Below are 23052 nucleotides of genomic sequence, written 5' to 3' on the forward strand. Positions count from 1 at the left end.
ACCTAATTTCTATCATAAATTATTTGTATTGGCTGAAACATAATTGTACTATATATAGATACTGTACCAGTCAGTAATATTAATATCATTACTATAAATATTATCTTAAACATAAAATTTAAAGTTGATTTATCTTTTAAGTTTTTCATCTCTTGTTTGGTGTTGAAGTCATTTATACTTATATCTTTGTATTCCCCTTGATTAAACAAAGAGTCATTATATGTTACATTGTATTTATATTGATATTCAAAAACATAATTTGATATTGCTTTTTCTAATATACTTGCAATTCCTAATCCAAGTACAATACATATCAAAATTATTATAATACTTTCATAAATAAAGCTTCTAATTATCTTAAATTTAGACATTCCAATTAGTATCAACACACCTATATCATATTTTATTTTTTTTATTGATATTGTGGAACTTATAATCAATAATATTACACCTAACACTAGTATCACAAGAGTAGACGTAAAGGCTACACCAGACAAATGTTTTATTGGTGTTATTAATTTATAATATGATAACTCATCTATAGTAACTTTATATACATCACTTAGCCCTTTATTTCTTAGTTCTTTCTCAAAAGCCTTTCTACTATTAGAATCTCTAAGTAAAAAACTAGCACTTGTATAAATCATTTTACTTTTTGGTTTAATCTTTTTTTCAAACATTACTAAAGTATTATATGAGGTTAATATATTGTTGTATATATCTATATCTTGAGCATTTTCTACTTTACTGCTATCTTTTTTCCTATATACACCTACTATTTTTAAATTTAACTTCACATTAGTATCATAATCACTTAATAAAGATATTGTATCCCCAACCTTAAGCTTATTAACCCCTAGAAAGTCTTCACTTACTATACATTCATTGTCTTTTTGAAATACGCTTCCTTTGCTTATATCTAAATTATAATATTTAAGACTTTTATTTTTATCTGTAAATCCCATAACTGCACAATTTATAGCTACATTATTATACATAAGGTTTTTATTATTACTAGATACATATTTATCGTTATCAATGTATAACACAATGTTTCCTATAAGTGACATTTTCTTTACATATTTTGATTTTGAAAAGTTTAGATAGTCATCTAAATTTAAAGCATTATATCCTATCAAAGGTTCTATTAAATCATTTTGAACAATTTTTTTTTCATCAAATTTAATACTGACCTCTGACTCAAGTTTTTTCTCATATTTTTGACTTATAATGGATACACTTAAATTTATTATCGAGGAAACAGCTATTGATAAAACCATTAATAATATAATAACTACTCTAAATAAACTATTAACTTTATTTCTAATCAAGTTTTTGATTGCATTATTCAAAATATACACTTTATATCTCCTCTTATCAATTAATACTATGTTAGCAATATTATTATAATCTTTATTAATTGTTACTTATATTCTTTAAACACTAAATAAAATGTTGAACTTTTCTTTTCCATAGATACTCATATTTTCTTCTTCTTCAAAATCAAATTTCAAATTACTATACACTGTAGAATAATTATCACACACTTGTGCACATATTAAAGCTATATCTACCTCATACATATCCTCATTATTTTTTATATCACTTATTGTAAGTACATCTTCTACGCTATTTGAAACCTTATCAAGAGTATTTAATAATTCCTCATTTCCATTAAGTTCTAGACTCGTTCTAAGTGTAGATATTGCATTCTTTTGTTCATGTGATAAATATGAATTCAATCTTTTATAATCCTCAATATGAGAATCAAATTTATTTTTTAAATTTTTATATACTCTAGACATAATAGGGTCTATAGTCAATATTTCATTCTCATCTTCAATGTTATTTATATTATTTAATATTTCTATTCTTGCTTTAAAATCCAATCGATTTAGTATTGATAAAAGTATAAAGTTAGATGTTACTATAAAGGCAAAAAATAGTATTATTACAACATTAAAATTATTCTTAAGTATAAGATTATAATTACTCATTTCCACTTTATCTAAGACATAAGAATTGTTTAAGGTCATTTCGCTATTAGATGAAGTTAAATCTCTAGAAATTAAGTTATTATCTATATCTGATATGTTTATAATATATTTTAGACCTACTGTAAAAATTATAAAAACTATAACAGAATATAAAATTAACACAATAGTTTTTTTATCCTTTAATCCTTGCATATAGAATATCCTATCCCTCTAGTAGTTATTATTATATCTTTACCTGCAACTTCTTTTAATTTCTTTTTTAATCTAGCTATATGTACTCTTAATACAGATGATAAAGGGTCAAAATATTCATCATAGACGTGTTCTGATATATCCACACCTGATACAATATCTGGATATCTACTTGCAAGATATTCTGCTATATCAAACTCTTTGGTACCTAACTTTACTTCTTCACCATATACATATACTTTTCTAGATGCTGGATTTATTGTAATAGGACCTGCTTTTATATCTGGGTTTGTCCTACCATAAAATCTTCTTATAACTGCTTGTATCCTCGCTCTTAATTCTATAATCTGAAATGGTTTTACTATATAATCATCAGCTCCTAAATCCAGACCTTTTGCCAATTCGTTTACCCCATCTCTTGCTGTTACAATTATTATGGGCGTATTTAGATTATTACTTCTAAAAAATTCTAATATCTCTATTCCATCTTTATCTGGCAAGTTTAAATCTAATAATATAACATCATAGTCATTTATAAATGCTTTTTCTTCTCCATCTAATCCACAATTTGCTATATCTACTACCAATCCTTCATTTTCCAAACCTGACTTTATATTATAAGAAAGTTCCTTATTATCCTCTATTATTAATACTCTCACATAATCATCTCCTAAATAAAATATCAATTTACATATTATATATAATGAATGTTTATTGAATGTTAACTTCACTTAATAATTATTTATATTTTAAACAAAACATAGCATTATTATTATCTAAATACTTATACTTGTCAAATTTAAGTTGAGCTAATTCAATCTTTTAATATTCTCCACAATACAAAAAGATGAATCCATCTAATAAAATTCACCTTTTTATATTAAATCTTTATTTTGAAATAACATTTATTAATGTTGAGAGGATGTATTAAAAAAATAATACCTGTAATCTTTATTAATTTTAAATATATTTCAATATTATATCCACCATAAATAACAATTTATAATTATTGATGATGGATATAAAAATTCCATAATTTTATTTGTTATAAATTTAAAACTAGTATCAATAATAATTTACTTTTAACTAATAAGCATCAACAAGCATAGACTTTTTTATCTTTTGCTTATCTAGATAAGAAATTGCACTAGACACAGCTGTCTGACCCTGACCTGCTGATTTTAAATATTGATATGGTTTACCAGCACAATCTCCTGCTACATATAAACCCTCGATATTTGTATTCATATTCTTATCTGATTTTATATGAGAATCTTCTATTTCTAATCCTGGAACCATATATTTCGGTGATACACTATCTTTTATAATGAAGATACCATCTATATCTAGCTCATTTTCTCTCAATACTAATTTATTCACTAGTTTTTCACCTTGTATTTCTAAAGGTTTATCATTTATTACATTTATACTACTATTGATTTTATTTTCTAATTTATACATAGGTATATAGTATACACTACTTGCTATTTCACTTAAAAAATTTGCTTCTTCTTCTGCTTCATGATTATATCCTATTATAGCTACTTTTTTATTTCTGTACAACATAGCATCACATGTTGCACAATATCCTACTCCTTTTCCAAGATATTCTTCTTCTCCCTTTATCATTTTTCCATATTCAATACCTGTAGCTAATACAACTGTAGTTGATTCATATGTATCATTTCCAGAAACTAATGTAAAATATTCACCCATACTATATACATTATTGATTCTTTTTGGGGTTATTTTTACTCCCATCTCATCTATATGTTTTTTAAATTTATCTTTAAGTTCTAAACCACTTATGTTACCAATTCCTAGATAATTTTCTATAGAAGGAGCTTTTATAAGTTTTTGACTTATCTCTTCAATTCCAAATAAAATTATATTTTTGTTTCTAATTTTAGCATTTATAGCAGCTGCAAGTCCTGCAGGACCACTTCCTATTATTGCAATATCGTATCTCATAATCTCACCTATTTTTTATAACCTTTCCTTTTTCTTTTATATAAATAATATATCAACAGTCAATATCATTAGCAATTAGGCACTTATTTGTAACTACATAAAACATTTATACTATAAACAAGGTGCTGTCTCAAAATAGAGATAAGCCTCTTTTTCATTGTTGAAATGATGAAAATATATTTGATTTCATACAAAAAAGAGTACCTCATGAACCAAAAAGTTCATTTTGAGATACCCCCTGTTTGTACATATAATTTATTTTAATTACATATATGATTCAACTTTGTCTTTCAAATTATCTTTAGGTATAAAACCTATTAATCTATCTACAGGTTTTCCATCTTTAAATATTATTACAGTTGGTACTGTAGACACTTCAAACTGTTGAGTTAGTTCTATACTCTGGTCAATATCCACTTTTAAAAAGCTTGCTTTTTCAGCCATCTCATTTCCTAAAGCTTCATATATTGGTGATAACATCTTACAAGGTCCACACCAAGTTGCAAAAAAATCTACAACTACTAATCCTTCTTTATTTTCTACTTCGTTTATAAATTCATTTTTATTTATTATTTTTGCCATAATATATATCTCCTTTATTGTTTTCTTGATATTAATATACTACGACCTATGTAACAGTTCAATTAGACACTTTTTTGTAACCACCTGTTTTTAGTAAACTTAGTATTATGATAAATGTATTTATAAGGTCAAATATTTCTAATATATTTTTATTTTATACTTAATATAGTTGACATTCTCTTATCTAAATTATAAAATTAAATTAATAACTACATAGGTAGTTACTAATATTTTTAAAAGGAGTTTATCTATGGATAATATAGTTACTGAATTACAAAATATAGGATTTACTAAATACGAATCTCAAATATACATATCATTATTAAAGGAAAATCCTCTAACAGGATATGAAATAAGTAAATTATCGGGTGTTCCACAATCAAAAGTCTACGAAAATATAACAAAACTATTAAACAATAATATAATTGTCAATGTTGGAACTGACCCTATTAAATATGTACCTATAGACCCTAATGAGTTATTAAAAAATAAGAAGGAAGAATTTAATAATTCTATAGCCAATCTAAAGAACAACTTACAGATACTAAATAAAGGTAAAAGCATAGAATACGTTTTAAACATAAAAGGATATAAAAATATCTTAAAAAAAGCAATAGAAATGATAAATAGTGCAAAACAAGAAATTATAATTTCTTCTCCTTATGAAGAAGTTCTTGAACTAAAAAAAGACCTTTTAATTGCTTCTAAAAAAAATATTAACATTGAAATACTACTTTTAGAAAATAAAAGTCTAGAAGGTCTGGGTAATGTTCACATTCATGGAGGCAATAAAACTACACTTGAAAATAAAATACTTTACAAAGGAATTATTTTAATTGTAGATAATAATGAAATATTGACAGGAAACTTATCTGAAAGCAGTGAATCTATTTCAATTTGGACAAAAAACTCTAATATTTTATATATTGGAACTCAATACATAAAACATGAAATTTATATTTCAGAAAAAATAAAAGGAGGCTATAAAAATGAACAAAATTAAGATTAAACAGGTTGATGCTTTTACAACTATACCTTTTGGTGGAAATCCTGCTGGCGTCGTTACTGATGCATCTAATGTTTCTGATGAAATCAAGCAGAATGTAGCTAAAGAAATGAACTTATCAGAAACTGCATTCGTTTCAGAGTCAAACATTGCAGATTTTAAAGTACAATTCTTCACACCGGGCTTAGAAGTTGATTTATGTGGTCATGCGACAATAGGGACTTTCCATGCACTTTTGGAAGAAGGAAAACTTAATACCAGTAAGAGTATATTTTATCAAGAAACAAAAGCTGGTGTATTATCCGTAGAACTAAAAAAAATAAATAATGAAAATATATTTATGATGGAACAAAATCCCCCTGAATTTGAAAATTTAGATAGTTACAGAAAAGAACTTGCACAAATGATAGGTGTACATGAAAATAGACTTCTTGAGTATCCAATTATGAAGGTAAATACTGGACTTTGGTGGCTTGTATTTGGATTAAAATCTTTAGATGATTTAAAAAATATCTCTCCAGATTTAAATAAAATCAAAAACTTTAGTGGTGATAATAATCTAATCGGTATAACTCCATTTTGTATAGAAACTATAGATGAAAAATGTGACTATCATTTAAGATCTATAGCACCATATGTTGGAGTTACAGAAGACCCTGTATGTGGAACTGGAAATGCTTGTGTATCATCTTATATAGTACATCATAATATTTTAAACAAAACTAGTTTTATTGGTGAGGAAGGTAACTTTATAAACAGACCTGGAAAAGTATATGTAAATATAGCTAAAGAAAACAATAACATAACTTCTGTGAAAATTGGAGGAAGTGCTTATACCATCTTAACTGGGGAAATTATGTATTAATCTTATATCTGATTTAAAACAAATAAAAATACTAGCTAACTAAAGCTAGTATTTTTACTTGTATATTTTTTATTTAATAAATATACTTCAATACATATCATAATAATATATCACAATAATGTACTTAAAAGTAAAACTTTATTTTTATTATTAACCAACTATAAATCAATCTAATACTATTTTTATAGATTAATCTATAAAACAGAATAATTATTTACTGATTATTTATCATCCTCAACAGGTCTATTTAATGTCTTGTCAAATAAGTTTTATCAAAACCAACATACATAATACCTAAAATAGATTAAATAAAGGATACTATAAAATACTTTATTGAGGTATGTGACTTGAAATATATGAACTAACTTCATTAGGAGAAATATCTAAAATAGTTGCAAATTCTTCATTTAATAACCTTTCAGCTTCTTTCATTATATTATCATCTGCTTGATGTGTTTTTTTACCAATAGATTTTACATACTCCCTGTTATGATATATACTTCTTATTAATCTTATTAACTCTTCACATTTACCACTTCTGAGAATTTTTTTAAATTGTTCACTTCTTATTTTTTCATTATCTATCCATGATGTATCCATATTAGGAATATCATTTATCAATGAAAGCACATTAATTTTAGAAAGTAACTTTCTCATTGGTACTTTTTCATTATCTACAGGAATTTTTATCACTGTATTACTGGAATAAATAGGGCTCAACACATAATAATCTTTTTTTATTCCATTTGTAAACTGTTCGTTTGTTATATCAAGTACTTTGCAGACTCCTGTCATACCATACATTATATAATCATCAATCTTAAACAAAACATCACCATCCTTAATAAAAAAATAGTCCTGACAATTTAATTCACCTTGCCAAAACTATCTGCTATATATTATATTTTAACACATTTTGAGACTTTAATGTAAGTAAAACTTACATTATTAAAATTAAAAAATACATTAACCATTGGTTAATGTATTTTTTAGGTTTTCATAATAGGCATATCAAGTATAAATTAAAATAGTTTATCCCCTGTGAATACTTATAAAATTGGTGCTTGGCTATTCATTGAATATCCATCATTTCTTACATCATTTATCTCTAACATTTCATTCTTTACTTCAACCTTAGTAAGTTTTTTAACTGCCCCATAAGGCTCTTTTAGTGAAAGTTTATCTCCCCTTCCAGAAACAACCCATAAAATCTTATACCCTCTAGGTACTACTTGTAGCTTATTTTCACCCTTACCATCAGTAAAGTAAACCAATAAATTAACCTTTTTATTATTAGCATACTCAAAGACTGGAGAAAATCTAGTTCCCCCACCTATCCTAATTCTATCTTTTACGTCTTTTTCAGTTCTCACTTTATATACACGTCTAATTTCATTATCACACTCTATAATTGTAATTTCATGATTATAGTTTTTCACTATACTAAGAACTTCTTTAATCGCTTGTTTAAACTCTTCACCACTAATACTTCCACTTATATCAAGTGCAACTGCTATTTCTGCCTTATGACTTCTAAGCTCACCCCTCAAATCTAAACGACTTGGTTGTCTTCTATTTCTTCTTGTTATAGTCTTCTTTTTATTATTTTCAACTGTTCCCATTATTCTATTAAGATATAAATTCCATGGCAATTCACCTTTGCTGTTTTTAAGTGATGATATCATACTTTCTAAATAAGCAGGAACTTTACCTTTTTGAGAACTATTAATAAATTTTTCAGTAAATTCTCTAAGAGTATTTTCGTCTATCTCATTGGATTCATCCCAGATATCATGAGTTTTTTCTGGGCTATAATCAGTTTCTATATCTCCGTATTTATCACTATCATCTTCTTCGCCATCTTCATCCTCTTCTAGTAAATCTAATTCAGTTTGAATCTTTTCTACGTAATATTCAAAGGGTTCATATGGTTCAAGTTTTAAAGAATATTTTAAGTTTACCCACTCTAAAGTAGTTGCATATGGTGGTAAATTTTTTAGGAATTTATTTACTACTATATCCATTGCCATATTAATAGCCAATGTACTATACTTTCCTTTTAACTCATTTGCTCTTATCAAATGCATAGATAATATATGATGAATTTCATGTTTAATTGTAGTTTCCATTTGCTTTATATCAAGTGTTAAAAAGATTATTGGATTAAAATATATAACATATCTAGCTCCTTTAAAATTTACACCTGTAGGACTGCTTATATCAAATCTTATTTCTCTTGACATCTGAAATAAAAAATATCCATAAAAATTATCCTCTTCTTCCATGAGACTTAAGTTCACTTTATCTACAAGACTAAAAAACTCATACTTAAAATCTTGTGGTATATCTATATCAAGTTTCTCATTAGCACGATTTGCCTTTAACATAGAATGAGTATTTATAATTTTACTTGCTTTATTATAAAGCTCTTTTGCTTGTTTATCAAAATAATTTTCCATACATTATCCCCTTATTAAACTATAAGATTCAAAATATGATTTTACAAACTCTTCATTTTCTATAGCTTTTTTATATACTTCAATATAACTGTTTCTAATATCCTTCATAATTCCTATCATTAAATCTACAGGATACATTTTTAAAAACTCAATAAATCTATTAATATAGTGGTTTGATTCATATTTATCATTCTTAATATTTAGCTCTAAGTTTTTTAAGATATTCATAGCTGACAGATAAAGTCTTGTATGACTCTCACTTTTTACTCTTTCTATAATAGACTCATCAATAGATTCTCCTAAAAAAACATCTTCGTAAGATATTAATGGTTTAGAATCTGATTCAATAAAACTTATAAGCTCTTCTGCAATAACCTTACCTACATTACCTTTTATAACATTTAAAAATACTGCTCTAGGAATAGAATTATTTTTTTCCTTATAAATTTTATAAATTTTAGATACTCTTTCATAACTTCTAGGAGTAGCTCTTACATCATCTTCATTTATTTTATGCAGGTATTCTGGAAAAGTGGAAATAAACTCGATAACTTTTCTTTCAATACCCTCATCTATTGCCCATTTTATCCATTGTGTATGGTCACTCTCCATATTTAACCAAACAAACCTATTTTCTTGAGCTGCATCCATATCTACCACTTGATAATCAAAATCTGAACCATATTTACTTGATGGGTTCATTGCTGCTAAAATCTTTACATCATCATGTAATTTATATCCATTAATTTCTCTATTTAAAATTAAATTCATAAGTTCTTGCTGTACTGTATGCTCACAACGATTTATCTCATCTATAAATAGAAGAACTGTCTTACTTTTAGATATCTCTTCATCAATTTCTCTTAATTTGTTATGAACAGCATATACTGTTGTTTTCTTTTCAGTCTTATATCCATCAGAATTAACTCCTACATAAGATTCTATAGTTGGAAGACCACCTATTTCACCCTCTTTAAGTAGGTTTCCATCAATAACAACTAAACTCCAATCATTTTCTTTTGCAAGCTTATTTGCTAAAGCTGTTTTTCCTATCCCACTTTCACCTACTATTAAAGGTACTTCTCCAGTGGATAATATTAAGTCAACGCTTTTTAATGTGTCTATAAAATTCATTTTTCTCTCTCCTACATAATCTTTAATTTCTCATCTACAGCTATTTTTTTTGCTGTCTTACTTCCGTATTTATAAATAAACATAATTTTATCTATTGGCATATTCTCACTATTTCTATCTATAACGCTACAATTTAAAAAATCTCGGATATACTTCTCCTCAACATCTTCCTTTGATAGTACTTCTTTTAATACTCCTTCCAATTCATCTTTAGATATTTTCTTTATAATGTACTTAATCACTAAGATATTCACTTTTAGAAATTCCAACATTTTATTCTTATCTAAATCAGTTATAAAACTAATAGCTGCTTCATTATTTTTTATAGCTATAAGTTCTGCATTATAACTAGGTGAATCTATATATCTCAAGGCATCATAACTTATTCTCACTGCCTCCTCTTGTACACTCTCATAAGGTTGTTTTATAAACTTTATTGAATCGTAATTTTTTCTTACTGCTAATAATTGTAACTCTTCACTTGGATTTTTAGCATATTTAATTGCCCATCCTGCTTGATTTATAGCCATCTCAATAACTTTGTCAGTTGGGTTTTTGATATAATCCAGTATACTCCATCCCTCACTTAATGCTTTTATCATCATATCTTCTGTTGGATTATCTATAAATTTAATTGCTCTAATATTATTATCTATTGCTAATTCTTGCATCTCTCTAGTTGGATTATCTATATATTCTAGTACAAGCCCATTTTCTTTAATAGCTAATAATTTCATTTCGTCAGTTGGATTATCTATAGTAGCTATAATATTAGGATTATTTTTTATCATTTCAATAACTCTTGATTTTTCCATAATGTGCCTTTCTTTCTATAATTATTTTTATATCTATGTTAATTATAATAATCTATTCCTATTTATATAATGGTTTCTTATTATAATTAATATACTTTTTAAGCAAATTTAAACAGAATAATTATACCAATATATAAAAAAATTTCTAAAAACTAATAAAATCAAGTATATAAGCATAAATACATTTCCATTATTTATAAAATTTAAAATACAATGTTAATATTAACAACAAAAAATGCTGTCTCAAAATAGAGATAATCCTCTTTTTCATTGCTTTTTCAGTTTTGAAATGCTGAAAATATATTTGATTTCACACAAAAAGAGTGCCTCATGAACTAAAAAGTTCATTTTGAGACACCATCTTTCTATATATATATTTATATAATTTTTAATCGTTCGCATCTAGCCACTCAGTTAGGACTTCTATATATTTATCATTTTCTTCAACGAATGGCATATGTCTTGAATACTCAAATAACTCCCATTTACTATTAGGAATTCTATCATACATAGTTTTTGCAATATATGGTGAACATAAATCTATTGCTCCACTAGTTATTAGACAAGGTTCTTTTATTTCATGCAATCTATCTGTAAATTCATATCCAGAAAGAGTTCCTGTAGGAGAAAATTCATTTTGTCCCCATCCTACAATATATGCTTCAGAACCTGATTTTTTAGGTCTTCTTAGGCACTCTGGAGAATCTTCTGTCACTTCACCTGCACAATACATTTCCATAAATCTTTCTAATGCGTCATCATATTCTTTGCTGGAGTAGTCTCCAGTATTTACTGCATCAAGCAATGCTTTTTGGTCAGCTTCACTCATATATGATATTCTTCTTTTTTGTTCTTTCTCCCAGAGCTTTGCAGAAGAAAGAGTGGATGAAAGAATATAAGACTTAATCCCTTTTGGTTTATATTCAATAGCATACCAAATAGCCTGCATCCCCCCCCAAGATTGACCTAATAGATGAATTTCTTCAAGTCCTAGGTGCTTTCTTAGTTCAATAAGCTCCTTTATCCAAGTGTCAGCATTAAATAACTCAGGATGCCCTTCTACAAATGAATTTCCACAACCAATTTGGTCATACATTATTACTTGTCTACCACTCTCAGCTATCTTATCCAATACTTCAAAATAGTTGTGTGTAGAACCTGGACCTCCGTGAAGTAACACTAATGGTTTCTTTCCTTCAGTATTTTCTCCTACTATGCGGTAATAGGTTTTAAAACCTTCAAAAGGCATATATCCTTCAGTAATTTTCATGTTATCTCCTCCAATTTGTAATTATAAATAATAGTTAAGTTCATTAAATTAAGATTATTTAAAACTTCTCATTTCTGCCTTTATTGTCTCTTCTATTTTCTAACATGCTGTCTTAATCCTTTCCTATGTGGACTGATATGACTATATGATAGCATATGCCAAACTCTTTTGCACTAGATTGTGTCTAACTTATCAATAACTTTTTCAAACTGTTTTCGCTTTACTTGTTCTGCCGTAAAAAATAGCATTTCCTATTCGTCGTCAATGGCAATATTTACACTTGTGAAGTGAAAGCTGTCAGCCCGAATTTCTGTTCAAATTGCTGAAGGATAAATTTTTCATCATATGTTAATTGTAATCAAGAGGAAAAAGAAAGTGTAAGCGGAAGTTTTTCACTGATTATGGACAATGTCTTTTCTTGCATGTAATACTACATAGAAGTATAATAATACTATAAATTAGAAGTTGTGTAGGGAGGATAGTAGATGGAAAAAGCAATTCAAATAGATACTGATTTAGGTGTTTTGCATGAGAGGGACTGTATATATCTTGATTTTACTACACATGACGATATTGATAATATGACTTTTACAGGAGGTTTGCATTTGAATAAGATTAATTCACTTAAGGTAATAAAATTATCTCTTGGATGTTCTTTTGCTATATTTATTGCTTGGTTATTAAAATTAGAATACTCAACGGTTGCTGGAGTTATAGTACTACTTACAGTAAAAGACACTAAAAAAGAAACTCTTAAAGGCTTTATTGGAAAGTTTTATGGTTTTCTTTTATGTACTATTTTTTCCTATTTATGCTTTAATATTTTAGGATATAATTTGACTTCATTTTCAATATTTATATTTATAATTATACCACTTTGTTTTTTATTAAATATTCAAGATGTCATTGCTATGTGTGTAGTCATCGCATCCCATTACTTCATCCAAGGAGAAACATCTATTAAGTGGATTTTAAACGAAGCTGGGATATTTGCAGTAGGAACTGGAATAGGTGTCATAATAAACATGTACATTCCAACAAATATACATAAAATCTATGAAGTTCAAAAAAAGTTACAGGAAGAAGTGAGCGTTGTACTTATAGACATTGCAGATATTATTGTAAATCCTAAAAAAGAAAATGGATATAGTAGAGATTTATATACACTAAATTCGCTTATTGATAGAAGTATTTCTGAAACTTATGATAATATTAATAATACTTTATTAAGTGACACTAGATTCTTCTTAGAGCATATGGATATTATAAAAAGCCAACGGGGTATATTAGAAAATTTGTATAGTTATGTATCTCAACTAAATTCTACACCACCGCAAGCTCATATTCTATCTGCTTTCATACATAAGATAGGTTATACCGAATTTGAAGCTGAAACAAGCAATCTTCTTCTTGAAGAATTGAATAGATTAATGCACAGTATGCAAAACCAACCTCTACCTGTTGATAGAACAGAATTTGAAAATAGAGCTATTTTATTTTTTTGTTTAACTGAATTAAAACAGTTTCTAATTAATCGTAGACGTGCCCAAGTTCTTAGAGATAATAATTTTTTTTAATAAAAAGAGGCGAAATCCAGTAGTTGACCTGACTATGAAATATCAGATATAATGTTAAATGCGCCCCCAGTAAGAGGGCGCAATGTTTATAATTTATTCTACTGTCATGAGTGAATTATTATTCATATCGAACATATATTATTTGACCAATTCCATTATTAAGTTTTGGATTAGTGATTTCTATTTTAATAGTCACATCATTTTCTTTACAGTACTTCGCTAATTCTGCACCAGAACGGTTCTTACCACTAAAATCTAAAGAAAAAGGCTTATCATATTCAAAAGGATACTCAACAGGTTTACCTCCTGGCGCTAATGCAAACATGCCATCTGGTGTGTTCATAAATCCTATTACAGCATATGTATGCTTTGATGGGTCTAAATTTGATTCCTTTCCAGAAAATGTAATTGTATTTACTGATGAATTAACTAAACTACATCGAACACCCTGATATGTTATATGTTTCTCATTTATATCTTCTCCATTTTTTCCAAAATTTCCAACAACTATTGACCCTTCTTGATGTGCTTGCATAGTATGCTTACCAGGTGGTGCTGGTTTCTGTGTCTGTTCTGGTTTTGTCGTCTGTACTACTGCCCCAACTTCTGGATATGCCTTCTTGTCAAATGGTAATGGGTAGCTAAGACTCTTATATATGATGTCCTTTCCTGCCGATTTATTAGCATCAATATCTACGTGATACAAACGCCCATCACCAAAACGGATAAGATTCCACTGGTGGTCATTTGATGTACTATGGACATAATAACATTCAATTCCCATAGCGTCACATAAAGCTTTGAAGCTCCTAGCCATTCCAGAGCATGCACCCTTTTTAGTAACCAATGTATAAGCAGTATTGGCTCCCTCTACTGCGTTCCAGTCAACATATGTTGTGTTATTTTTAATGTGATTATAGGCAACTAAAATCTTAGCGTCTGTAGTCATATTCTTTGTGATTTTCTTGTTCATAAAATCCGCGGTTGCTTGTGCTACTGAATTCAATTGTGCTTGTGACAGCTTCGGACCATATATGCTATTAGTTCCAGTTATATAGCTTTTTGGTGTCTTTGCTGTTACTTCTTTGGCTGTCATACCATAAACTGTCATACTCATACCTGAGGTTAAAACCATTGTTGTAATCAACAGCTTTGCAGCTAATTTCCTAAACTTCTTCATACTTAGTATTCTCCTTTACAAAATATTGTTACTTCCCATTTCGTGCCATTAATGAGGTTCATTTTGGATTTAAAAAGGTGAATTGTCAACATATTCGTTTCTCCATTCATGCGTTCGTGAAATGTTTAAATTTCATGGTAAATCTAGTCGATATTTTCTACATAATTAGTATACAATATAACTAACAAATCACTGCCTTTGCTGTTAGATTGAGAAAATGATGATGATTGATTAATATATTCAAAACCATTATCATGTAGTAAATAAAACCTTTTTCCAGTTATTAGTAATTGTGAGAATAGATAGAATTGTCAATAATACAGTTAAAACCAATTTTGTATACACTTTATACATTCTCCCCCAATAACATTATATCTATTATAATTTGTATATTCAATACACTTTTTGGAAAAATATAGGATGCATCTATAAAAATACTATATATTATTATTGAGTAAATCAATATTTTAAATATTTATCTATTTCTTATCGACTTATATTCATAGTCTAACTTCATTGTTTGGTTAATATATGACCTAATTTTAAGCGTTATCAATATTTAAATAATCAAGTATTCTTCTTGTTTCTAGCAATTTCTGTTCTGCCTCATTTAAATTTTCTTGAATTATAGAAATATATATTATGTCTATCAATGTAAGCATTGCTATTCTCGAAGAAATAGCACCCTCTCTAAGTCTTTTTTCTATATTTGGCACTACTAACTTTAAGTCACTAATCTTACTAAGATGATTATCACTATATTTAGTTATACAAATGACCTTGCATCCTTTTAATTTTGCATTTTCTATAGACTTTATTACTTCTTTTGATTCTCCAGAATAAGATATTGCTATAGCTATATCTTCTTTCTCTACATTGGAAGATACCATAAGTTGTGTATGACTATCTAAAGAAGTAAATGCTTGTTTATTTATTCTTAAAAGTTTCATCTGCAAATCTAGTGCTACTAAAGCCGAACCACCAACTCCAAATATGTATATATTTTTAGCCTTTATTATCTGTTCAACTGCTTCTTTTATTATATCTTTTTCATTTAGTAACCTTGTTTGGTTAATAGTCTCTATATTTTTATTCGTAATTTTATTTATAACACTATCTATATTACAATCATAATTTTCATCTACATATGTGTAATCATTTTCTTTTCCTATTAAATCTTTAGCTATTTCAATCTTTAAATCTCCAAAACCCGAATATCCCATTTTTCTAGAAAATCTAACAATACTTGCTGTACTTGTTTTTGAATTTGATGCTAACTCTGACACAGAAAGTTTACTAATAGTTTCTGTATTATCCAGTATATAATCAGCTATTTTTTTATCTACTTCTGTTAAGTCTTCATATATTTGTTTTAGTTTTAAAATGCAACTCATAATTCACCGCCTTACCTATCTACCATAGTATCTCTTTTTTGCAAGCAAACATGCCCCTAAGTCTGGAGTTAACACTGGTCTCACTATCTCAAATCTCGTTTTATCTAAATAATTTTTAAGTGGTTCTAATATTAAATCTCCTGAATTAAATACTCCACCTGAGTATGATACTCTTATCTTTGTATCTTTTTCAAAGTAATGCTCTAATCCTATTACAAGCCTACTTAGTTCATAGGCTGCATCATCAAATATTTTACTAGCAGTATCATCACCTTCAATAACTGCTTTTAAACATATGGTAGCAAACTTTGCTATTTCTATTCTATCTCCTTGTATTTCATCATTTACATATTTTATTATGTCATAATCATTCTCTATATCAAGATGTATTTTTATTAAATCATATAATTTTGTTTTTTGACATCTTCCATCAGACTGCATTGTGAACATTTTTAGAGCAGTCATTCCTATATAATACGCAGACCCTTCATCTCCTAATACATAGCCCCATCCTCCACATCTGTGAAGATTCCCATCTTTATCTAAAGCCTGTGCTATTGAACCAGTACCTGCAATTATATTTATACCTTTTTCTCCATTTAAAGAACCTGCTAAAGCTATTTCTACATCATTGCCCAGAGTATAATTTATATGGCTATATGCATTTTTTGTTGCTAATTCTAATGCATATAATACTTCCTTTATTTTCCCATATCCAGCAAGACCAACAAATGCATACTTTATTTCTTCTATATTTATCTTAGCATCTTTGCAAACTTCTTCCAACCCAGTTATCAATAATTTTGTTAGATTCTCAAATCCTATTTGATTATAATGACAAGTTCCTTTAAGTATACTCCCCACTATTTTTAAATTTTCATCTGTTAATGTAAATCTTGTTTTAGTTCCTCCACCATCTATACCTAAAAAATACATATTTCACTCCTCTAATGTCTGATAAATATTCACATACTTAAAAATAAACTTCCAATACTTTGATTTTAATATTGAAAGATTATTAGTATATTAATTTTAAAATATATCTATAGATTTTAAAGCTTCACTTATATAACCTTTGTGCATATCAAGAATTTTCTTTGCACTATCCATATCTAGACCACTTTTTATCATAAATATAGCTAATTTGACACTATTACCAGCCTCTCCTAAAAACCTTTCAGCTACACTATATTCTACATTTGTAGCTATCATTATTATCCTTTTTGCTCTTTCAACTAACTTTTCATTTGACGTTTTGACATCTACCATTAAATTTGAATACACTTTACCCATTTTAACCATAGAAGCTGTTGTCAACATATTACAAACCATTTTTTGAGCTGTTCCACTTTTCATTCTAGTTGAACCCATGATTACTTCTGCTCCTACGATAATACTTATTGGTAAATCAGCTTTTTTACTCATCTCACTATTTGGATTCATAGTTATTGATAATACTGCACATCCCAATTCCCTAGCATATTCCATAGCTCCTATTACATAAGGTGTTCTTCCTGATGCAGCTATACCACATATAACATCTTTAGAGGTAACTCCTCTATCTATTATATCTTGCTTTCCTAGTTCTTTATCATCTTCAGCACCTTCTACTGCTTTAAATATTGCTTGGTTTCCACCAGCTATTATAGCTTGAACAAGCTCAAAATCAACTCCGTAAGTTGGGGGACATTCTGTGGCATCTAGTATTCCTATTCTCCCACTAGTACCTGCTCCTATATAGAATAATCTACCACCTTGCTTCATTCTATCCACTATTATATTAACAGCTTTTGCTATACTTTCTTTTTGTTTTTCAACAGCATAAGCTACAGTTTTATCTTCGTTATTTATTAATTCTATTATACCTAATGTATCTTCTTTATCTATTTGTAATGTATTCTTATTTCTACCTTCTGTAACTAAGTTTTCTAAAGTTTTTATTAACATATCATTTCCTCATTTTCTAAATATTAAATTTTTAAACACAATTTAATTCTAACCTTGATAATTATATCCCCATAATAAATCATTTTGTTGAAGGCTTAAAATTAAACTTTTGCCATGGTTTAATATAATCCAATATAAATAATTCTTCTTTCCTTATACATCCTACTACATTCGATTTACCACTGTTTTTCATATCAGCCAAAGCTATTTGTAACTCTCCTGCATAGTGTCCATATTCACTACTTTCAATTACTATATCTCCTCTTTTTATCATTTTAGGAGCATTAAATAGTTCAAATTTGTATCCTTTATATTTAACACGAGATTGAGTAGACCTTATCAGATTGTCAGATATGTCCCCTCTATTAAAATGTATTTCTTCAAATAGTATCTTCTTCTCAACTTCTCGTATATTTTCCTCTATTGCTATATCAAATGTAACCATATCTTTTCTCATAGAACCTAATACCTTAAGCTCCTCATATGTTGGATAACAATTTGATATTATTATATCATTTATATTATTCATAGCTATTATATGCTTTACTTGAATATCTATAGGTAGATTTCTGTGCATCTCAATTGTTGGAAGCCCATCAGTTACAGGCCATGGTCCAAATGTGGTTTCATTTTGACTTGTTACAAAAACTGCTGTTCTTAATCCATACTTATTAAATCTTTCTGTACATTTTATAAAGTGTTCTAAATTTAATCCACTATATCTATGTGGATAAAAGTTATGACACCCTATCAAATTTTCTTTGTTAGGTTGATAGTCCATTATTGTGTCTATATAATGAGTATTGTTGCTCATATTTATTTCTATTTTTAGATTTTGAGGGTTAAAAGTCATTAATGCCTCTTCGGAACCTGTAAATCCCACGTCAAGTCTTATTCCATCTGCCTTCGTCTCTTCAAAAAAAGTTAAATCTTTATAGCTTATTTTTAATTCTCCAAAAACCCTTGGATTTACATCAAGTATCACTTCAAAGCCTTTCAATCTAGCATATTTATTTATATTTTTAAATTTTTTGATTATATTCTCTTTAGTATCTTCAACAGATAGTAAACATGAAAATATGCGTGTAAATCCATTTTCAGCTGCTTTATCTATATAATCATATATTTCCTTATCTGTTGTCTTTTCTGGATAAATTGATATTCCTAACCTTCCCATTTCTGTCTCTCCTTGTATTCTGTTATATGTTTAAATTTATTTTAAGTTATTTGAAATTTTTTCCACCACTTGATGAAATAAAATTTCATGTATATTTATAAAAAAAGAAAAGGTAAACTTTTCTTTTTTTATAAATAATCAACAAAGTATCTTTTCGATTTATTTCAAAATTGTTATACTTTAAAATTTATTTTAATTTAATATAGTTTCAAATTAACTAATAAACTTCTTGCTCCCCTGTTTTTTCTTCTTGAAGTAACCTATTATCGTACATCTTTACAAATGGATAGTAGATTACTATTGATATAACTATACATATTAAGTTAAGAACTGAAGCTCTCCAATCCCCACCAGTAGCTAAGTATGCTCCTACCGGTCCTGGTAATGTCCAAGGAGCAGTAACTACTACTCTAGATACTAAATTAGCACTCATTGCAAACCATGAAATTGTTCCCATTACTATTGGAGCTACAACAAATGGTATTATTAATATTGGATTTAATACTATTGGAGCTCCAAATATTATTGGTTCATTTATGTTGAATATTGCTGGTATTACAGTTGCTTTTCCTAAAGATTTTCCATAAGCTGATTTTGCTCTAAATGCAAGAAGTAAAGCCAATCCTATTGTAGCTCCAGAACCTCCAACCCATATAAACCATTGAAAAAACGGCTCAGCAGCAATTCCTGGAACTGCTTGACCTGCAGCATATGAAGCTGTATTAGCATCTAATAATTGTATCCATAAAGGTCTTGCTAATGAACCGATTATTGATACACCATGTATTCCAAATGACCAAAAAAACGTTATTAAAAATATTAGTACAATTACTGATGGTAATGTGTCAGTAGCTGAAACTAATGGAGTTACTAATTTAGCTATGAATCCGTGCCAATCAAATCCTAAGAAATAAGTAATAATAGCCATTAATATTATTATTAATGCAGCTGGTGTTAAAGCTTCAAAAGATCTTGTAACTGATGCTGGAACTGCATCTGGCATAGTTATCTTAAACTTAGATTTGTCAGTAAATCTATAAATCTCAACACCTATTATAGATGCTACAATAGCAACAAACATTGAGCCTCCGCCAAGGTTAGCCATTGGCATTTGCCATCCTTGAGGTATGGAATTATACCAAGCTAAAAGTTCTGGACTCTTTTCAACTATCTTTAATAAATCAGGTGCAAGCCCATCTATTGCAGTAGGAACTATTGTCAAAAGGAATGTGGCTGTAGCTAATAAACCTCCTGTCAATCCATCTAACTTATATGACTTTGCTAAACTATAACCTATGCCAAATGTAGAATATACCGATATAATAAAAAAGGTCATTCTGTATGGTAGTAATATTGTAACTGCATTTGCCTTTAGATACTGAGTCACTCCCCATGAATCTGGTAACGGAGGGAATGCTAATATCAAGAAAAATGAACCAACTATTATAAGTGGTAATGAAGCTACGATTCCATCTCTTACAGCTCTTAAGTGACGTTGTTCTGCCAATCTGGCCATAGAAGTTGATAATTTAGTGTCTAAAAATTCTGTAAATTTATCTAGCATCTTTTTTCCCCCATCTGATATTTATTTTTTAATCCCAAATAATTAGAACCTTGCCTTTCATCCCCAAATCTAAAGAAGGAGGCTTTTCGGCAATTTATTATAAAATTTTTCTTTCAATAACTGCAATAATATTCTATATATTATTTGCCAACAGCTCTTGAACTTGTTTTAATAACTTTGCCCCTCCTAGTGGACTATAAGCTTGTGCTTGTATCAATGCACATGGAACACCAATCTCATCAGCAAAACCTTTTAAGTAATCAAATCTATGTCTTACTTGCGGAGCTACCATAGCAACATCCCATCCATTTTTAATTTCATCCTCAAACTCCTGAGTCCCAATAGCTGATACATCTATCTCTATGCCATTTTTTGCACCTTCTTTTTGTAGTGCATTAACTGCTATAGAACTTGACATCCCCGCTGAACAAACAAATAATACTCTCATCTTTATTCCCTCCTGTTTTTGTATTTCTTTTTATTCATTATAACATGTATTTTAATTTGCAGGAATACATTTTCACATATTTTTTCATAATTTTCAAATCTAAATGTAATTTTTTTTCAAACATATTTTCTATACTCCCTTTTTAAACTAAATATTGAGTAATCTTTTAAATATGTATTCCTTTATATATCCAGAAATAGCCTATTATTGCAAACGATAATGCAAATAAAATATACATTCTAAAAAATCCCAAAGAAAATCCTCTCTTGCTTTCAATAAAGTATCTAGTATACGCAACTGCAAAAGAAGTAATTATTGTATTTCCTATAACAACTCCAATTTTATAATTTATTCCAAACATTGATAAGAGAAATGGAAAAGCTATAGTACCTATTAGTGCTGAAGCCATTAATATTAGCCCACTTTTAAAACTTATGGTTGGAATATTGTAATCCGTTTTTGTCTTTTTTTCTGTGTATTTTTTAGTATTTAAGTTCTCTTGCCTGTTTTTATTGTTTTTATAATTGTTATTTTGCTTGTTTTTCTTTTTTTTATTATTCTTAGACATACCTATTTACCTCCAAAAGGATTTGGTGTTATATTACCTAAAATAACTTTATTTTTTGCTCCTGTAGCGGATACTACATTAGAGAATGAATTATTTAATGTTTCATTTCCTAAGATTATAAATGCTAAAGCTTCCTTTGCATCAGAAGAATATCCATAATCATCTTGAGTCAAAACCTCAATTTCTGGTAACAAGCCTTTTATATACCCCATCAAGGTTGCATTATGAGCTCCTCCCCCTCCAATTAATAAAGTATCTATATTAACCTTTGGAATCACAAAGTTTTTGTAATTATCATAGATAGTTCTTGCTGTAAACATAGTTACTGTTGCTATTAAATCATGTTTATCTATATAGTTGTATTTGTTAAGCATTTTATCTAAATATGTTTGTCCAAATACTTCTCTTCCAGTACTTTTTGGTGGTGATTGGCTAATATATTTATGGCTCATCAAATCTTTCAACATTTCTTCATTAATTTTACCTTTTGATGCAAAGTATCCATCTTTATCGTATTTTTTGTCAAACAATCTTTGACAAACCCCGTCTATTATCATATTACCTGGACCTGTATCAAAGGCAAATACATCATCTATATTACATGTATTGGGTATTACAGTGACATTTCCTATTCCACCAATATTTTGAAGAGCTATATTTTTATCCTTATCACTATATAATAAAAATTCACTATATGGAACTAACGGAGCCCCTTCTCCACCTGCAGCTATATCCATAGTTCTAAAATTAGATATTACTTTTGTCTTTGTTTCATGAGCTATAACTTAATACTGCATCAATACCATCCAAAGAAGTTCCTGACATCAAACCTACACTATACATAATTATCATCCCTTAAATTTATAATATTTTGTACTAAAAATACCTTGTACATTATTGCACAAG

General features: G+C 28.2%; 22 protein-coding genes. 3 read left to right on the forward strand and 19 right to left on the reverse strand.

All coding sequences use genetic code 11. The features are described from left to right. Positions 1 to 2: 2 nt before the first annotated feature. The 5 genes from IR152_RS06440 to trxA all read right to left on the reverse strand — a co-directional run bounded on the left by IR152_RS06440 (position 3) and on the right by trxA (position 4751). Positions 3 to 1361, reverse strand: coding sequence for an ABC transporter permease (locus IR152_RS06440; RefSeq protein ID WP_227450966.1), 1359 nt, complete (start codon positions 1359 to 1361; stop codon positions 3 to 5). A gap of 75 nt (positions 1362 to 1436) precedes the next feature. Then, positions 1437 to 2189 carry a sensor histidine kinase gene (locus tag IR152_RS06445; protein WP_227450967.1) on the reverse strand — a complete coding sequence of 251 codons (753 nt, stop codon included), beginning with the start codon at positions 2187 to 2189 and terminating at the stop codon, positions 1437 to 1439. Beyond that, positions 2177 to 2848 (reverse strand): response regulator transcription factor, encoded by a 672-nt coding sequence (locus IR152_RS06450; protein WP_227450968.1) that lies wholly within the window; start codon positions 2846 to 2848, stop codon positions 2177 to 2179. Before IR152_RS06450 ends, IR152_RS06445 begins: the two co-directional genes overlap by 13 nt. Before the next feature lie 427 nt (positions 2849 to 3275). Beyond that, positions 3276 to 4160 (reverse strand): NAD(P)/FAD-dependent oxidoreductase, encoded by an 885-nt coding sequence (locus tag IR152_RS06455; protein WP_227450969.1) that lies wholly within the window; start codon positions 4158 to 4160, stop codon positions 3276 to 3278. A gap of 264 nt (positions 4161 to 4424) precedes the next feature. Further along, the gene (trxA, locus tag IR152_RS06460; protein ID WP_395970812.1) at positions 4425 to 4751 is read right to left on the reverse strand and encodes a thioredoxin; all 327 of its coding nucleotides are present in this window, start codon (positions 4749 to 4751) and stop codon (positions 4425 to 4427) included. Between the two features lie 241 nt (positions 4752 to 4992). Here trxA and IR152_RS06465 point away from each other — a divergent pair, with 241 nt between their 5' ends. Further along, entirely contained in the window at positions 4993 to 5745 is a 753-nt protein-coding gene (locus tag IR152_RS06465; RefSeq protein ID WP_227450971.1) for a TrmB family transcriptional regulator, read from the forward strand. Continuing rightward, on the forward strand, positions 5732 to 6613 hold the full coding sequence (locus IR152_RS06470; RefSeq protein WP_227450972.1) for a PhzF family phenazine biosynthesis protein: 882 nt from the start codon (positions 5732 to 5734) through the stop codon (positions 6611 to 6613). The genes IR152_RS06465 and IR152_RS06470 overlap by 14 nt, the downstream gene beginning before the upstream one ends. 330 nt (positions 6614 to 6943) lie before the next feature. Here IR152_RS06470 and IR152_RS06475 read toward each other — a convergent pair whose 3' ends face one another. The 5 genes from IR152_RS06475 to pepI form a co-directional block, all read right to left on the reverse strand. Further along, on the reverse strand, positions 6944 to 7441 hold the full coding sequence (locus IR152_RS06475; protein WP_227450973.1) for a CarD family transcriptional regulator: 498 nt from the start codon (positions 7439 to 7441) through the stop codon (positions 6944 to 6946). A 221-nt stretch (positions 7442 to 7662) separates the two neighbouring features. Next, complete coding sequence (locus IR152_RS06480; protein WP_227450974.1) at positions 7663 to 9072, reverse strand: VWA-like domain-containing protein; 1410 nt, start codon at positions 9070 to 9072, stop codon at positions 7663 to 7665. Between the two features lie 3 nt (positions 9073 to 9075). Further along, the gene (locus tag IR152_RS06485) at positions 9076 to 10206 is read right to left on the reverse strand and encodes an ATP-binding protein (RefSeq protein WP_227450975.1); all 1131 of its coding nucleotides are present in this window, start codon (positions 10204 to 10206) and stop codon (positions 9076 to 9078) included. Positions 10207 to 10217: 11 nt separating this feature from the next. Continuing rightward, positions 10218 to 11021, reverse strand: a complete 804-nt coding sequence (locus tag IR152_RS06490) for a hypothetical protein (RefSeq protein WP_227450976.1) — start codon at positions 11019 to 11021, stop codon at positions 10218 to 10220. Between the two features lie 388 nt (positions 11022 to 11409). Then, on the reverse strand, positions 11410 to 12291 hold the full coding sequence (pepI, locus tag IR152_RS06495) for a proline iminopeptidase (RefSeq protein ID WP_227450977.1): 882 nt from the start codon (positions 12289 to 12291) through the stop codon (positions 11410 to 11412). A 605-nt stretch (positions 12292 to 12896) separates the two neighbouring features. Here pepI and IR152_RS06500 point away from each other — a divergent pair. Next, positions 12897 to 13868 carry an aromatic acid exporter family protein gene (locus IR152_RS06500; protein ID WP_311315432.1) on the forward strand — a complete coding sequence of 324 codons (972 nt, stop codon included), beginning with the start codon at positions 12897 to 12899 and terminating at the stop codon, positions 13866 to 13868. 118 nt (positions 13869 to 13986) lie between these two features. On the opposite strand, the gene IR152_RS06505 is transcribed toward IR152_RS06500, so the two are convergent. From IR152_RS06505 to IR152_RS06545, 9 genes are all read right to left on the reverse strand, one after another. Further along, positions 13987 to 15048: a transglutaminase-like domain-containing protein gene (locus IR152_RS06505; RefSeq protein ID WP_227450979.1), complete on the reverse strand. Its 1062-nt coding sequence runs from the start codon at positions 15046 to 15048 to the stop codon at positions 13987 to 13989. A 542-nt stretch (positions 15049 to 15590) separates the two neighbouring features. Then, the gene (locus IR152_RS06510) at positions 15591 to 16442 is read right to left on the reverse strand and encodes a MurR/RpiR family transcriptional regulator (protein ID WP_227450980.1); all 852 of its coding nucleotides are present in this window, start codon (positions 16440 to 16442) and stop codon (positions 15591 to 15593) included. Positions 16443 to 16457: 15 nt separating this feature from the next. Next, a complete protein-coding gene (locus IR152_RS06515; RefSeq protein WP_227450981.1) occupies positions 16458 to 17378 on the reverse strand; it encodes an N-acetylglucosamine kinase in 921 nt (306 codons plus the stop codon). A gap of 96 nt (positions 17379 to 17474) precedes the next feature. Beyond that, complete coding sequence (murQ, locus tag IR152_RS06520; protein WP_227450982.1) at positions 17475 to 18389, reverse strand: N-acetylmuramic acid 6-phosphate etherase; 915 nt, start codon at positions 18387 to 18389, stop codon at positions 17475 to 17477. Between the two features lie 79 nt (positions 18390 to 18468). Beyond that, positions 18469 to 19566, reverse strand: coding sequence for a DUF871 domain-containing protein (locus IR152_RS06525; RefSeq protein ID WP_227450983.1), 1098 nt, complete (start codon positions 19564 to 19566; stop codon positions 18469 to 18471). 217 nt (positions 19567 to 19783) lie between these two features. After that, entirely contained in the window at positions 19784 to 21130 is a 1347-nt protein-coding gene (locus tag IR152_RS06530; protein ID WP_227450984.1) for a PTS sugar transporter subunit IIC, read from the reverse strand. A gap of 133 nt (positions 21131 to 21263) precedes the next feature. Further along, the gene (locus IR152_RS06535; RefSeq protein ID WP_227450985.1) at positions 21264 to 21578 is read right to left on the reverse strand and encodes a PTS sugar transporter subunit IIB; all 315 of its coding nucleotides are present in this window, start codon (positions 21576 to 21578) and stop codon (positions 21264 to 21266) included. A gap of 166 nt (positions 21579 to 21744) precedes the next feature. Then, entirely contained in the window at positions 21745 to 22146 is a 402-nt protein-coding gene (locus IR152_RS06540) for a hypothetical protein (protein WP_227450986.1), read from the reverse strand. A gap of 2 nt (positions 22147 to 22148) precedes the next feature. Further along, positions 22149 to 22928: an anhydro-N-acetylmuramic acid kinase gene (locus IR152_RS06545; protein ID WP_227451119.1), complete on the reverse strand. Its 780-nt coding sequence runs from the start codon at positions 22926 to 22928 to the stop codon at positions 22149 to 22151. Positions 22929 to 23052 lie beyond the last annotated feature (124 nt).

Origin of the sequence: Clostridioides sp. ES-S-0108-01 (genome assembly GCF_020662285.1) — a bacterium.
Classification (GTDB): Bacteria; Bacillota; Clostridia; order Peptostreptococcales; family Peptostreptococcaceae; genus Clostridioides.